This is a genomic window from Actinotalea ferrariae (genome assembly GCF_019733465.1).
Taxonomy (GTDB): domain Bacteria; phylum Actinomycetota; class Actinomycetes; order Actinomycetales; family Cellulomonadaceae; genus Actinotalea; species Actinotalea ferrariae_A.
In genome coordinates, this window is record NZ_JACVQL010000029.1 from 1 (window position 1) to 13,905 (window position 13,905).

16 protein-coding genes and 1 pseudogene are annotated in these 13,905 nt (G+C 72.4%); 5 read left to right on the top strand and 12 right to left on the bottom strand.

What is annotated here, in order from left to right:
* The 8 genes and pseudogenes from ICW40_RS02815 to ICW40_RS02850 all read right to left on the bottom strand — a co-directional run.
* Positions 1-254: pseudogene (locus ICW40_RS02815) on the bottom strand (transferase); the annotation flags it as partial.
* A gap of 5 nt (positions 255-259) precedes the next feature.
* Entirely contained in the window at positions 260-1,285 is a 1,026-nt protein-coding gene (locus ICW40_RS02820) for a class I mannose-6-phosphate isomerase (RefSeq protein WP_221652316.1), read from the bottom strand.
* Between the two features lie 8 nt (positions 1,286-1,293).
* Positions 1,294-2,274, bottom strand: coding sequence for a DUF4432 family protein (locus ICW40_RS02825; RefSeq protein WP_221652317.1), 981 nt, complete (start codon positions 2,272-2,274; stop codon positions 1,294-1,296).
* Entirely contained in the window at positions 2,271-3,497 is a 1,227-nt protein-coding gene (locus ICW40_RS02830; RefSeq protein ID WP_221652318.1) for an ADP-dependent glucokinase/phosphofructokinase, read from the bottom strand. Before ICW40_RS02830 ends, ICW40_RS02825 begins: the two co-directional genes overlap by 4 nt.
* 37 nt (positions 3,498-3,534) lie before the next feature.
* Positions 3,535-4,395 (bottom strand): ketose-bisphosphate aldolase, encoded by an 861-nt coding sequence (locus tag ICW40_RS02835; protein ID WP_260458701.1) that lies wholly within the window; start codon positions 4,393-4,395, stop codon positions 3,535-3,537.
* Positions 4,396-4,447: 52 nt separating this feature from the next.
* Entirely contained in the window at positions 4,448-5,332 is an 885-nt protein-coding gene (locus ICW40_RS02840) for a carbohydrate ABC transporter permease (RefSeq protein WP_260458702.1), read from the bottom strand.
* A 1-nt stretch (position 5,333) separates the two neighbouring features.
* Complete coding sequence (locus tag ICW40_RS02845) at positions 5,334-6,263, bottom strand: carbohydrate ABC transporter permease (RefSeq protein ID WP_308121593.1); 930 nt, start codon at positions 6,261-6,263, stop codon at positions 5,334-5,336.
* A 123-nt stretch (positions 6,264-6,386) separates the two neighbouring features.
* A complete protein-coding gene (locus ICW40_RS02850) occupies positions 6,387-7,682 on the bottom strand; it encodes an ABC transporter substrate-binding protein (RefSeq protein WP_221652321.1) in 1,296 nt (431 codons plus the stop codon).
* 187 nt (positions 7,683-7,869) lie between these two features.
* On the opposite strand from ICW40_RS02850, the gene ICW40_RS02855 reads away from it, so the two are divergent.
* Positions 7,870-8,682 (top strand): DeoR/GlpR family DNA-binding transcription regulator, encoded by an 813-nt coding sequence (locus ICW40_RS02855; RefSeq protein ID WP_221652322.1) that lies wholly within the window; start codon positions 7,870-7,872, stop codon positions 8,680-8,682.
* 33 nt (positions 8,683-8,715) lie between these two features.
* On the opposite strand, the gene ICW40_RS02860 is transcribed toward ICW40_RS02855, so the two are convergent.
* The 3 genes from ICW40_RS02860 to ICW40_RS02870 are packed head-to-tail and all read right to left on the bottom strand — an operon-like array spanning position 8,716 to position 10,826.
* The gene (locus ICW40_RS02860) at positions 8,716-9,489 is read right to left on the bottom strand and encodes an SCO1664 family protein (RefSeq protein ID WP_221652323.1); all 774 of its coding nucleotides are present in this window, start codon (positions 9,487-9,489) and stop codon (positions 8,716-8,718) included.
* Positions 9,486-10,052 (bottom strand): DUF3090 domain-containing protein, encoded by a 567-nt coding sequence (locus tag ICW40_RS02865; RefSeq protein ID WP_221652324.1) that lies wholly within the window; start codon positions 10,050-10,052, stop codon positions 9,486-9,488. The genes ICW40_RS02860 and ICW40_RS02865 overlap by 4 nt, the downstream gene beginning before the upstream one ends.
* Before the next feature lie 9 nt (positions 10,053-10,061).
* Entirely contained in the window at positions 10,062-10,826 is a 765-nt protein-coding gene (locus ICW40_RS02870) for an MSMEG_4193 family putative phosphomutase (RefSeq protein WP_221652325.1), read from the bottom strand.
* 125 nt (positions 10,827-10,951) lie between these two features.
* On the opposite strand from ICW40_RS02870, the gene ICW40_RS02875 reads away from it, so the two are divergent.
* The 4 genes from ICW40_RS02875 to ICW40_RS02890 are packed head-to-tail and all read left to right on the top strand — an operon-like array spanning position 10,952 to position 13,342.
* Entirely contained in the window at positions 10,952-11,284 is a 333-nt protein-coding gene (locus ICW40_RS02875; protein WP_308121594.1) for a DUF4333 domain-containing protein, read from the top strand.
* Entirely contained in the window at positions 11,281-11,610 is a 330-nt protein-coding gene (locus ICW40_RS02880) for a hypothetical protein (RefSeq protein WP_221652326.1), read from the top strand. Before ICW40_RS02875 ends, ICW40_RS02880 begins: the two co-directional genes overlap by 4 nt.
* Entirely contained in the window at positions 11,610-12,884 is a 1,275-nt protein-coding gene (locus tag ICW40_RS02885) for a WXG100 family type VII secretion target (RefSeq protein WP_221652327.1), read from the top strand. Before ICW40_RS02880 ends, ICW40_RS02885 begins: the two co-directional genes overlap by 1 nt.
* A 2-nt stretch (positions 12,885-12,886) precedes the next feature.
* Positions 12,887-13,342, top strand: coding sequence for a hypothetical protein (locus tag ICW40_RS02890; RefSeq protein WP_221652328.1), 456 nt, complete (start codon positions 12,887-12,889; stop codon positions 13,340-13,342).
* Between the two features lie 7 nt (positions 13,343-13,349).
* Here ICW40_RS02890 and ICW40_RS02895 read toward each other — a convergent pair whose 3' ends face one another.
* The gene (locus ICW40_RS02895; RefSeq protein WP_221652329.1) at positions 13,350-13,901 is read right to left on the bottom strand and encodes a hypothetical protein; all 552 of its coding nucleotides are present in this window, start codon (positions 13,899-13,901) and stop codon (positions 13,350-13,352) included.
* Positions 13,902-13,905 lie beyond the last annotated feature (4 nt).

Below are 13,905 nucleotides of genomic sequence, written 5' to 3' on the forward strand. Positions count from 1 at the left end.
CGGCCCACGTGCACGCCCGGTCCGACCTGCGCCTGCCGCCCGACGACGGCGCCCGGCTCGACCCAGCACCGCGACCCCACGCGGGCGCCCGCCAGGACGCGCGCACCGGGGTCGACCCAGGCGTCGGGGCCCACGTGCGCGTCGAGGGCCACCTCGGCCCCGACGGCCACCAGGCCGCCCTCATCGAGGCGGCGGTACCGCACGGTCCGGCCGGCCTCGTCCTCGAACTCCTCGTACTTCTTCGCTCGTCTCATCCTGCTCATGTCAACGTGCGCGAGACGTGGGATGTTCCGGTTCGAGGCGGCGCCGGCGGACGGCAGACGAGCACGTGCAGGTCGTCGCCCTCGAGCGTCACCGGGCCGGCCGCCGCCGGCAGCAGGACCGTCCGGCCGCGCCGCAGCGGCACGGTGGCGTCCGCGGCGACGAGCTGCCCGGCGCCGTCGACCGCGACGAGCACCGCGAACCCCGGGTCGACCGAGCGCCCACCCCGCCACCGCTCGACGCGGAAGAACGGGGCGGCGTCCGGCAGGAGGTCGCCGGTGTCCGCGGCGGTCGCCCCGCGCAGGTGCGCGATCTCCTCGACTGTCCAGCCGCGCCGGTCGACGGCACGGAGGGCGACGTCGAAGCCAAGCCCGAGGTGCCCGTCGGCAGCGCCGTCGATCGCGAACGACGCCCACTCCATGAGGATCGACAGGTCCGTCGGCTCCTGGACCTCGACGACGAGCGCGCCCTCCCCGATGGCGTGCGGGAGCCCGGCCGGGACCAGCACGGCGTCGCCCGCGGCGAGGTCGAGCGTGTGCATGGCCTCGAGCATCGCGTCGTACGCCTGGTCCCGGACCCAGGCGGCGAGCTCGTCCGCGCCGACGTCGCGCGCGAAGCCCAGGTGGACCGTGGCCGGCTCGAGCACCACCCAGGCCTCGGTCTTGCCGTGGGCCAGGCCGAGGTGCTCCGCCGCGAACGGGACGTCCGGGTGAGCGTGCACGGGCAGGCGCTGCCCCGCGTCGAGCAGCTTCACGAGCAGCGCCGGGTCGTCGCCGAAGGCGGCCACGTGGTCCTCGCCCAGCCAGGCCACGGGGTCGGCCGCGACGGCGTCGCGCAGCAGGCTGTCGTCGGGCAGCACGGTCAGGCCGTCGGGCGCGTGCCCGAGCACCGCGGTGGTCGAGCCGACCCAGTCCTCGGGCTCGTGGCTCGCCGGCCAGCCCGAACCCCGGAACTCGACGATCCGCCGGCCGCCCGCGTAGAAGCGGTCGGCGGGTTGGTTGGCGGGCAGGACGATCGGTTCCATGCGACTCCTCAGTCTCGGTGGGGTCCGACGGCGATCCGCACGCCCGTGACCCACTGCGCCCCCGCCTCGAGCACCGGTGCGCCGGCGTGCGGCAGGTCGCGGTCGGGTCCGAACAGCGGTGCGTTGGTCGGCTCGACCCCGAGCACGTAGGCGCCGCGCGCCGGCCAGCTCCACGTGCACAGCCGGGGCAGGCTCTCGCCGGTCCAGGTCACGACGACGTCCGGGTGCTCCGCGTCGCCCTCGAGGGTCGCGCGGGCGGTACGGACCCCGGTGTGCTCGGCGACGACGGGCGCCAGCCCGGTCGCCGGCGCCGGCGTGACGAGCGGGTCGCGGCCGGGGGGCAGCGGTTCGCGCACGACGACGTCGTCGGCGTCGACCACGAGCCTGGCGCCGGCGCGCAGGAGGGGTGCGCCGAGGTTGACGTGGTAGAGCAGCGGGACGCCGACGGACCGGTCGCCCACGTTGCGGACGACGTCCCGCACCTCGACCGACGGCGTTCCCGTCGAGGCGACGACCTCGCGCTCGACCACGATCCGTGGGCCGTCGAAGGTGGTGTGCGCGACGACGCCTCGGACCGACACCTCGACGCCGTCCGCGGTGCGTCGGCGCGACCAGTGCACGTCGGTCGCCCGGGTCAGGTGGTGGGTGCCGTGCTGCCCCGACGTGCCGCGCGGGGGCCCGATGTTGTCCGGGCCGCACGTCGCCATGAGGCCGCCGAGGAACCGCGACTCCCAGCCGTGCCCCGGTCCCGGGTCGACCGGGTGCATGGAGCGCCAGGCCAACGGTGTCGACCCCCACCAGGCCGGGCCGAGGTCGAGGCCGCGGTCCGGCAGCACGTCGAACGCGAGGCCGCCGGCGAGGCGGACGGCGACCGTCCGCCGCCCGTCCGATCGCGTGAGCTCCTCGACGCTCGCGAGCGCCTCGGGCAGGGCGACGCGGCCGTCGTCGAGGAGGTCGGCCCAGGGGCTGCGGGCGGCCGCGCCCGTCACGAGCCCGCGCCCGAGGCGCGGGCGGCTGGTCCGGCCGGCGCGCCGAGCTCGGCGAGGAAGCCGCCGACGAAGGTGTCCCCGAGCCCGATCGTCGTCGGCGCCGGCACCGCGCTCAGGTCGAGCGCGGGCACGACGGTCGCGTCGGGCCCGAGCAGGCGCGCGATCTCTGCGGCGATCTTCGCGGCGGCCTCGCCGGGCGCGGTGGCGGCCGTGACGGCGTAGTCGTCGGCGGTGAAGCCGTCACCCAGGCGGTACCTCGTGCTCGCCATCGTGATGCCGCCGTGCAGCGCGCGCCCGAGCGTCGCTCCGCGCTCGCCGAGCGCCAGCGCCCAGTGCTGCGTGTGGACCACGAGGGTCGGAGCGGGGACGAGGGCGCGCAGCTCCTCGATCGCCGTGGCGACCGCCGTCGGGTCGAGGAGGTCGACGCGACGCCCGAGGTAGGCCTGCATCTCGTCCTCGTTGAGGCTGTACACGTCGACGACGGCGGCCATCACGTCGCGCACGCGCGTGCTCAGGGCGGGCACGTGGAACCCCGCGTCCTCGAACACCACGAGCGCCCCGGCCGGCAGGGTCCGCATGGCGTCCGTGACGCGCGCGAGCCGGTCGTCGAGCGTCGCCGGGTCCTGGATGACGTTGAAGGACGAGAGGAGAAAGATCTCCGCGGTGCGCAGCGCGTCGGGCAGGCCCTCGGCGATGCGCAGCTCGCGATGCGGGGGGTCGTTCGCGTAGATGATGCGGTTGGGCCGGGGCGCCACGACCTCGACGTCGCCGAGCCGCACCCGCGCCCCCGCGGGGTACTGCACGATGAGGTGCGGGTCGAGGGTGTCCTGCGTCGCGCTCGACACGTGCTCCACACCCGCAGGGAGCAGCCGCCGCACGGTGTCGTCGATCGAGACGAGGTGCACGGTGCTGCCCACGCCGAGCACGTCCATGGCGATCGCGGCCCGCACGCAGGTGCCGCCGAGGGTCACCGCCTTGTCGAAGCGCGCGGCCACCGCCTCGACGATGTCGGAGGAGGCGACGAACCGCTCTCCCCCGACACCGTCGCGGACGAAGGCCAGCAGGCTGCGCACGAGGTCGCGCACCGAGTCGACCGGGGTCGTCACGTCGAGGTCCTCAGGGCCCACGCCGTGCTCGACGGCGAGCTGCTCGAGCACCGCCGGGTTCCACCGGATCTCGTAGTCGACCGTCCCGCCCATGCCCAGCACGAACCTCGTGCTCATCTGCTGCCCGCTCCCCTCGATGGCCCTGGTGGTGCCGTCAGTACAGGTCGGCCTTGCCGGCGGCGTCGAAGAGGTGGATCTTCTGCGCCGCGACCTCCTGCATCGCCGCGATGGCCGGCGGCTGGATGACGAGCGGCTCGCGGAGCGTGGTGTCGGCCAGCACCTCGCGCATCCGGTCGTGGTAGGCCACCTTGATGTCGCTCGAGATGTTGATCTTGTTGACTCCGAGCTTGACCGCCTGACCGATCTCGTCGTCGGGGTTGCCCGAGCCGCCGTGGAGCACGAGCGGGATGGGCAGGAGCTCCTTGATCTGCTGGAGCAGGTCGAGCTTGAGCTCGGGCTTCATGTGCTTCGGGTACAGGCCGTGCGCGGTGCCGATCGCGACAGCGAGGCTGTCGATGCCGGTGCGCTCGACGTACTCGACCGCCTGCTGCGGGTCGGTGTATGTGATCTCCGAGACGGCGACGCCGTCCTCAGCCTGCTCGTCGAGCTTGCCGATCGTGCCGAGCTCGCCCTCGACGGACACCCCGACGGTGTGCGCCGTGTCGGCGACCCGCTTGGTGATCGCGACGTTGTCCTCGAAGGCCAGCATCGACGCGTCGATCATCGCCGACGTGAACCCGTACTGGATGGCCTCGAGCACCTGCTCGTAGGAGCCGCCGTGGTCCCAGTGGATCGCCACGGGCACCGACGAGCGGTGCGCGCGCTGCACGATGGCCGGCAGGGCGTCGCGCCCGAGGTGCGCCACCTCGTCCGGGTGGATCGCGATCATGAGGGGCGCGCGCAGCTTCTCGCTGATCTCGAAGATGCCCTTGCCCATCGCGTAGTCGCTGATGTTGAACGCCGGGACGGCGAAGTAGTTCTCGTTCGCGACCGCCAGCAGGTCCTTGCCGTTCATCAACATGTTCTCGGTCTACTCTCTGTCGTTCTCAGGTGGTCTGTGCTTTTCCTCAGAGCTTTACGGCGCCGGCAGTCATCCCCCCGATGAAGTAACGCTGGAAGAACAGGAACAGGAGGAGCACAGGAATGCACCCGAGAATGCTCATCGCCATCATCTCGTTCCACTCGTACGAGTGCTGCCCCATGAGGAGCTGGATGCCGATGGGCACGGTGCGCATGTCCTCCGTGCGCGTGAGCGTCAGCGCGAAGAGGAACTCGTTCCACGCGATCATGAACGTGTAGACGCCGACGGAGACGAGGCCGGGCACCGAGATGGGCACCAGAATGCGCCACAGGGCGGTCATCGGGCCCGCGCCGTCGACCTTGACGGCCTCGTCGAGCTCCTTGGGCAGCGTGTTGAAGTAGCCCGTCATCATGATGATCGCGTAGGGCAGCGTGAACACCATGTACGTGAGGATCAGACCCTGGTAGGTGTTGTAGAGCCGCAGCGTCACCATGAGCCCGAAGTACGGGATCAGCAGCGTGATCGGCGGCACCGCCTGCACCGAGACCACCACCACGTTGATGGTCTTCTTGCCCCAGAACTCGTACCGGCTGAACGCGTAGGCCGCGAGCACCGCGACCACGAGCGACAGCACGGTGACCGACAGGGCGACAACGTAGCTGTTGAGGAAGAACCGCAGCTTCGTCGGGTCCGTGAGGATCGTCGTGTACGCGTCGAACGAGAAGCCTGGCGTGATGAGGCGGGGCGGGAACGCGAAGATCTCCGAGTTCCGCTTGAACGAGCTCGCGAGCATCCACAGCACGGGCAGCCCGGCGAAGAGCGCCCCGAGCGTCAGTGCCGCGAGGAGCGCGACCTTCTTGCCCGTGTTCTTGGGCGGCGTCCGCGACGTGGTGCCGTCGGTGACGGCCGGGCGTTCGACCACAGCGGTCATGTCAGTCCCTCGCCTTCTGGTGCCGGACGTAGAAGAACGCGAGCACCATCGACATCAGGAGCACCAGCACCGCAGCGGCGGAGGCGACCGAGAAGTCGTAGCGCGTGAACGCGAGCTTGTAGGTGAAGGTCGACAGGACCTCGGTGGCGGCGATCGGTCCGCCGCCCGTGGTCATCCAGATGAGCGCGAACTGCTGCGTCGTCCAGATGAAGTCCAGGAGCGCCATCGAGATGATGATCGGGCGCAGCTGCGGGAGGGTGACGTGGCGGAACTGCTTGAACGCGCCCGCGCCGTCGACCCGCGCCGCCTCGTAGAGCTCGCGCGGAATGCCCTGGAGGCCGGCCAGCAGCGAGATCATGAAGAACGGGTAGCCGGACCAGATGTTGATGAACGTCACGGCGGCGAGCGCCGTCGACGTGCTCGCGAGCCACTCCGTCTGCCCGTCGGTGACACCGAAGGCCCCGAGCAGGTAGTTCACGACGCCGTTCGGGCTCAGCAGGAGCCGCCACAGCACCGCGACGATCGCGACGGTGAACAGCCACGGGAGGATGTACAGGACCCGGAACAGGCCCTTGATGCGGTCACCGAGCAGCGGCGAGTTGAGCATCAGCGCGAAGGCGAGGCCGATCGCGAAGTGCACGACCACCGACGAGACGGTGAAGACGAGCGTGTTCCGCACGGCGTCGAAGAACACCGGGTTCGTGAGGACCTCGGCGTAGTTCTCGAACCCCACGAACGCCGGGTTCTTGTTCGTGATCACGCCGTCGAGCAGCGAGTAGCTGATCACCATGATGATCGGCGTGACCATGAGGATGACGAGCAGGACGCCGGTGGGCGTCAGGAAGCCGTAGGGCGTCAGCCGCTGCTTGAACCGCGAGATGCTGCGCCCTCGGCCGCTGGCCTCCGAGACGCGCACCGGCGCTGCGAGCACGGGTGTGTCCTCAGGCGGACGGGTGATCTGGGACATGGGACTGGCTCTCTCTTCGCAGGTGAGGTGGCGCCGGGTCGAGCACGTCGTGCCCGGCGCCACCCCTGGGGTTCGACGCCGGTCGGGCTAGAACTCCTGCTCCCACTTGGTCTGCGCGGCGGCGAGCGCGTCCTCCATCGACTGCTGGCCGTCGAGCGCCCGCTGGAACTCCTCGCCGAAGTCGCGCATGAGCTGCTCGGCGACGGGGAGCCCGGTGAACTCGTTGGCCGGGAAGCCGGACTGGTAGATCTCGAACGCGGTGCCGAAGAGCTCGTCCTCCTCGACGAAGTCCGGCACCGAGCCGACGTTGCCCGGGAAGGCGTTGGCGATCGAGGAGAGCTCGCTGTTCACGGACTCGCTCATGAGGAACTCGACGAGCTTGAAGGCCTCCTCCTGGTGCTCGGAGTTCTCGGCCACGCCGATGCCCCACGAGGCGTAGGGGATGCCGCGCTCGTCCTCGTAGCCGTCCTCGGCCGGGATCGCGGAGATGCTGAACTGCAGGTCGGGGTTCGACTCGCGGATGAGGTTCACGTGCGCGAGCGAGTCGATCATCATGCCGACGCGGCCGTTGGTGAACTCCTCGACCTTGTCCTGCTCCTTCATCGTGAAGGAGCCGGGGGCGATGACGCCGTCCTCCCACATGCCCTGGACGAACTCGGTCGCGCTCGCCACGTCGGGGTTGTCCACCAGCGCCGGCTGGCCGTCCTCGAGCATCGAGCCGCCGGAGGCCCAGACCCATGACATGACGTCGTTCTGGATGCCGTTGGGGGCCTCGAGCGAGAGCGGCAGGACCCAGCCGTAGGTGTCGCCCGTCGTGACGGCCGCGGCGGCTTCCGCGAACTCGGTGCGCGTTGCCGGCGGTGCGGTGACGCCGGCCTCGGCGAGCAGCGTGTCGTTGGTGAACATCGGGTAGACGAAGTTGACGACCGGGATCATGTAGGTCGCGCCGTCGATCTGGACCTGGCTGGCGAGCTCGCTGTCGTCGTAGCCGACCTCCTCCATGAGGGCGGAGAGGTCCGCGATAGCGCCCTGCTGGGCGAAGTCGCTGACCCAGGCACCGTCGAGCCCGACGACGTCCGACATCGTGCCCGCAGCGGCTCCCGCGACCACCTGCTCCTTGGTCGAGGCGTAGGGACCCGAGAGCAGCTCGACCGTGATGCCCGGGTTCTCCTCCTCGAACTGGTCCATGAGCGCCCGGAACTCGCCGTCGGGAAGCTCGGGCTCCCACCACTGGGAGAACTCGATCGTGACCTCGCCGCCCTCGGCGGCGTCGCCGTCCGCGGTGCCTCCACCGGTCTCCTGCGCCCCCGAGCAGCCGGTCAGTGCGAGTGCCGCGGCTCCGGTGACGGCGATGAAGCGTCCAACGTAAGCGCCCTTGCTCATGACTCTCCTTCAGGACTCTGCCGCTTCATGCACGTCGCTGCGCATTCTTGCGGGTTTCTGCAACGTAGACCGGGTGAAGTGGCGGTGTCAACGCCTGCTGAGGCCCGAGTAGCCCTGCAAGGCACTGCGGAGGCGAGCGGTGGTGCGGTTTCTTGCATGAAGCCGCACCGTCCGGTTCACTTCTCGCATGTCCACGACGATCGACGGCTCCTCCCGGCGTCTGCCCGCCGGCCGCAAGGCCGAGCTCGCGGCGTACGTCGCCGAGACGGGTCAGGTGACCGTCGCGGGCCTGGCCGAGCGGTTCGACGTCTCGCCGGACACCATCCGGCGCGACCTCGACCAGCTCGACGCGGAGGGCGTGCTCATCCGCACCCACGGCGGCGCGATCAGCCCGCAGGCCGTGCCCCGACCGGACACCGGCGTCGACGTCCGCCTGCGCCTGCAGACGCAGGCCAAGGACCAGATCGGCGCGCTCGCCGCCGGCCTCGTGCCCGACGGCGCCGCGATCATGCTCAACGCGGGCACGACGACGCTCGCGACCGCGCGGCACCTCGCCGAGCACCGCGACCTCACGATCGCCACCAACTCGCTGCGGCTCGCGACGGAGCTCAACCCGGTCGCGTTCCGCGACCTGTACGTCTTCGGCGGCGTCGTGCGGGTCAGCGCGCAGGGCACCGTAGGAGCCGTCGCCTTCCCGACCCAGAGCGGGGTCGACCGCGACATCCGCTGCGACCTGGCGCTCATCGGCGTCGGCGCGGTCGCCGTGGACGCCGGCTACTCGACGAGCAACCTCGGCGAGGCGACGATGATGCGCGAGATGATGGACCGGTCGGCCCGCGTCGCCGTGCTCGCCGACTCCACGAAGTTCGGCCGGCGGCTGTTCGCGCAGATCGCCGACCTCGGACGAGCGGACTACCTCGTGACCGACGCGCCGCCGCCCGCAGACCTCGCCGACGCGCTGCGCGAGGCGGGGGTCGAGGTGCTCACGCCGAAGGCCTGAGCCGTCCCGCGGCGCCCTCGAGCGACGTGATGCTCAGAACAACGGCCACGGCACGGCGGGCATGTCCCCCTCCGGTGCCGGGAACCGCCGCTCCGCGAGCAGCCGCTCGCACCGGGCCGCGAGCGCCACGAGCTCCTCGTCGTCGAGCAGCTCGGACAGCGCGTCCCCCAGGGCACCGCCCAGTGCCGCCAGCACGTCCCGCACGCCCGCGGCCTCGTCGTCGCGCAGCTCGTCACCGAGCCACCCCCACAGGACCGTGCGGAGCCTGGGCTCGGTGTGGAACGTGACGCCGTGGTCCACGCCGTAGCGGTGGCCGCCCGGCATGGGGAGCACGTGCCCGCCCTTGCGGTCGGCGTTGTTGACGACGACGTCGAACACGGCCATGCGCCGCAGGGCCGCGGAGTCCTCGTGCACGAGCACGACGGGCCGACCCCGCTCGTCGCTCGCCTCGAGCACGGTGCGCCAGCCCGACGTCGGCACGGCGTCGGCGGGGACGACGTCGACCGGGTCCTGCTCGCGGTCGGGCTCCTGCCACTGCTGGACCATGCCCGGGCCCAGCGGCCCGTCGCGCAGCCAGGTGCGCGGCACGACGTCCCACCCGAGCGCCTCGGACACGGCGTGGGCGGCGACCTCACGGCGCGCCAGCGTGCCGTCCGGGAAGTCCCACAGCGGCCGCTCGCCCGCGACGGGCTTGTAGACGACGGCGACGCCGTCGACCCGGCCGAGGAACGTCGCGTTCGAGGCGGCGGTGATGCGGCCGACGAGCTCGAGCTCGCCGTCCTCGAGGTCGGCGTCCGCCGTCGTCACACGCCGTCGGGCAGGTCGTCGCAGACGTGACCGTCCGGGTCCATCGACCGGCCGCAGCGCGGGCACGTCGGCCGCCCGGCGCGCACCACCTTGCGGGTGCGCTCGACGAACGCGCGGGCCGTGCCGACGGGGATGCGGATGAGCAGCATCTCGCTGGGCTCCGCATCCTCCGGGTCGGGCACCGTCTCGTCGTCGTCGGCGTCGTCGTCGAGCTCGACCGGGTAGGCCTCGATGACCACCTGCGCCGTCCGCGGCTCCCAGCCGAGGCGCAGCGTCCCGGCCCGGAACTGCTCCTCGACCGGCTGGTCGAGCGGGCCGTCGTCGATCAGCTCGACGGGCGTCTCGGCGGGGACGGTCACGGGGTTGTCCGCGTCGGCGGACAACCGGTCCAGGAAGTCGTCGATCGTCTCCGCCAGGAGCACCGACTGCTCCTTCTCGAGCGCGACCGAGGTGCTGCGCGCGCCGGTGCGGGCCTGGAGGTAGAAGGTGCGCTCGCCCGGGCGGCCCACCGTCCCGATGACGACGCGGTCCGGCCAGTCGAACTCGTGGACGAGGGTGGGCACGGCGTCAGTTTACGAGCGAGCCGCGTCGTCCGCGCGGTCCGCGTCGCCGGCGGCGTCGGCGGGCCGCCGGCCGGGCCCCTCCGCGCCGCCCGCGTGCCCCGCGCCTCCCCCGACCTGCGCGTCGCCCACCGCCGTCACGGCGGCCAGCCACGAGAGGTCGCCGAAGTCGGTGTTCGTCGTGACGACCTCGGGCCGCGACGTGCCGTAGCGGACGATGGACACGGATGCGGGGCCGACGGCGATGCGCTGGAACAGGTCGAGGTGCACCCCGAGCGCGTCGGCGAGGACGGACTTGATGACGTCGCCGTGGGACACGGCGGCCCAGACGGCTCCCGCGCCGTGCTCCGCCTCGACGGCGGCGTCGTGCCGCCGTACCGCCGCCACCGCGCGCGCCTGCATCGCGGCCATCGACTCGCCGCCGGGGAACGTGACGGCCGACGGCTGGTTCTGCACGACGGACCACAGCGGCTCCTTCGCGAGCTCGCCGAGCGTCCGGCCCTGCCACTGCCCGTAGTCGCACTCGGTCAGCCCGTCCTCGGTCCGCAGCGGCGGCGCCGTCGGCTGCGCGTCGAGGACGGCCTGCGCCGTCTGGCGGCACCGCTCCAGCGGGCTCGTGACGACGGCGACCAGCGGCACGACGGCGAGCCGCTCGGCGGTGCGCGCAGCCTGGGCGGTGCCGTGCTCGTCCAGGACGACACCCGGCGTGCGTCCGGCGAGGACGCCGCCGGTGTTCGCCGTCGTGCGACCGTGCCGGACGAGGATGACGGTGGCCATGCGAGGAGCCTAGGGACCGAGCGCTCGCCCGGTCGGGTGAGGCGGACCGGACACCGGCCCGCGAACCGGCACGAGCACGACGGGCACCCCCCGGCGGGCGCACCGCGCTGTGCGAGGATGCCGCCGTGCGCACCCGACCCGTACCGCTGCCGGCTGCCGTCGTGATCGCGTCGCTGGCCGCCCTGCTCGGCGGCTGCTCGGTCGGCCCGACCGTCAGCGTCTCCCCCGAGTCCCTGGCCCAGCAGGTCAGCGACCAGCTCGAGGAGCAGGTGGGCGTCGCACCGGACGACGTCGAGTGCCCCGAGACCCTCGAGGGCGAGACCGGCGCGTCGACGCGGTGCGAGCTCATGGCGGGCGGCGCGACCTACGGCGTGACCGTCACCGTGACGTCCGTCGAGGGCACCACGGTCAGGCTCGACATCCAGGTCGACGACGAGCCCACGGAGGCCGACGCATGAGCAGCGGGTCGTTCCTGGCGAGCAACGAGGAGCTCACGGCGCTCGCGGGCCGCCTCGAGGAGATCGGCGCGACGTACGGCTGCCCGGCGCTGTCGACGGCCGGGACGGGTGCCGAGGTGACCGGGCACGTCGAGCTGGGCAGCGTGCTGCCGCAGTTCGTCGACCACACCTCCGAGGTGATCAACGTGCTGGTCGGCAACCTCCTGCAGCACGCCGAGCACGTCCGGGACGCCGCGCGGCTGTACTGCGTGGCCGACGACGGCTCGGCCGAGACGCTCCGCTCGCTGTCGCTGCCCTCCTTCGACTCGCACGCGAACCGCCCCTGATGACGGCACCCCACTCCGCCGAGCTCGGCACGACGACGGACGCCGTGGCGCTCGTCCCGGGCGACGCCGCCACGCTCCGGAGCACCGCGGCGGTCCTGACCGACTGGGCGAACCGGCTGTCGGACACGGGCGACGAGCTCAAGGCGCTGCGCACGCCGTCCTGGACCGGTGAGGCGTCCGACGCGTTCTGGGACTCCTTCGGCACGGTCCCGTCGATCTGGCACCAGGCGTCCGACCTGCTGGACCAGGCGGCGCGGGCGCTGCAGACCCACGCCGACGTCATCGTCTCCGCCCAGTCGCGAGCGCAGACCGCGATCGACACGTGGGAGCGTGGCGAGGAGCAGACGGAGGCGGCCCGCGACGCGCACGACCGCGCGGTGGCGCAGTGGAACGCGAACGGCGGGTCGGGCCAGTACCCCCTCTTCACCGACGCCGGCGCGGCCGAGCGGCGCGAGGCGCAGGACCTCCTCGAGGAGGCGCGGACCTCGCTCGACTCGTCCGGCGACGACACGATCATGGCGCTCACGCGCGCCGGCGGCGGCACGTACTCGACGAGCGGCTCGAGCACCACCGACGCGGAGTCGAGCTGGTCGTGGGGCAGCCTCAAGAGCGACCAGTGGAAGGACCAGTGGGGCAAGAACAGCTGGAACGGCCAGGAGGGCATGCCGTCGCTCGGGCTCGCCGCGGTGCTCGCGTCGGTCAACGCGGGTGCGTGGGTCTGGCGCGGGCGCGGGGGCTTCACGACGCCGGCCGGCCCCGGCAACGGGCAGTTCTACGGTGAGGGCACCGTCGAGGCGCTGTCCGCAGGCGTGACCGGCTCGGCGTCGTACGCGGCCATGAAGGGCTTCCAGGCCAGGCTCGAGGCCGAGGCCAACATCGCCAAGGCCGAGGGGCAGGTCGGCTACCGCAACGACTACTCGGACGTGCACCTGTCCGGGCGGGCGCAGGTTGGCGCGTCCGCGCAGGGCGAGGCGACGTTCACCACCGACGGCGTCGACGTCGAGGGCGAGGTCTTCGCGGGCGCGCGGATCGCCGGCGACATCGAGGGCTCTGTCGGCGGCATCGGCATCACGGGCGGCGCCGAGGGCTGGGCCGGCGCGGGCGCCGGCGCGGGTGCGACGTTCGAGTTCGAGGACGGCAAGTGGCACATCGGCGCCAACGCCGGGCTCGCGTGGGGCCTGGGCGGCAAGGCGTCGGTCGGGATCGTGATCGACCCGGAGGCCATGGCGCGTACCGGCGGCGAGCTGTGGGACACGATGACGGGCTGGTGGTGACGATGACGAGCCTGACGTGGCCGAACGACCTGTGGCGGCCGATGGACCCCGCCGAGGCCGGGGTCGAGGGCGTCGAGGCGGTCGCCGCGCGCACCGGCCTCCCGGGCGGGTACACGCCTCTGATGTCGGTGCGCCGCGCGCTCGTGCCCGTAGGTGCGCCGCTCGACGGCGTCGCCGACGACGCCGCCCTGCGGTTCGCGCGTCAGACGGGCACCGCGGAGCGGCTGCAGCTGACGCGCACCGACGGTCCTGCGCCGGGGCTGAGCCAGCTGCTCGGAGCGACCGTCGAGGTCGACGGTCGCACGTACGACCTGCGTCAGCTCGACGGCGTGCTCGGGACCGTGCAGCCCGACGGCTCGACGGCGGTCCTCGTCGTCTCCGCGGTCTGCACGGCCGACCAGCTGCCCGTCGTGGGTCCGGAGCTCGGTGCCGTGCTGACCAGCGTCTCCGCGGCCTGACGGCGCGTCAGCCCAGCCGGCCCGTCAGGGCCAGGACGCCGACGACGAGCCCGGCGAGGACGACGGCGACCGCGGTGCCGATCCCGACGGCCTTGCCCACGACCGCCGACGTCGGCTGCTTCTCCTGCCACCCCAGCTCCGCGGCCGCCTCGCGGATGGCGGTGTGCAGCACCTTCGGGCTGTGCACCTGGCTGCTGAGGAGCCCGCGCGTCCCGTCCGGGAGCGTGCCGTACTCGCGCGTTCGGCGGTCGCCCGTGACTCGGCCCTTGAACACGAAGGCGCTGCGGCTCAGCTCGAAGAAGCTCACGTCCGTCCCGGTGACCAGGTCGGTGATCGTGAGCGTGAGCGTCGTCGGGTCGCACGCGACCATCGCCCACAGGTGCGTCGTGGTGGGTCCGTCGGGCCCGCGCATGACCAGCGGCTCGGGGTAGCCCACCGCGAACCCGTCGGGCGCGGGCCGGACGACGACGTCGTCGGGCACGCGCATCGCGACCTCGTCGCGCAGCTGCACCACGAGCTCGTGCGTGGCGCCGTCGTCGTCGTTCTGCGCTGTGCTCACGGCT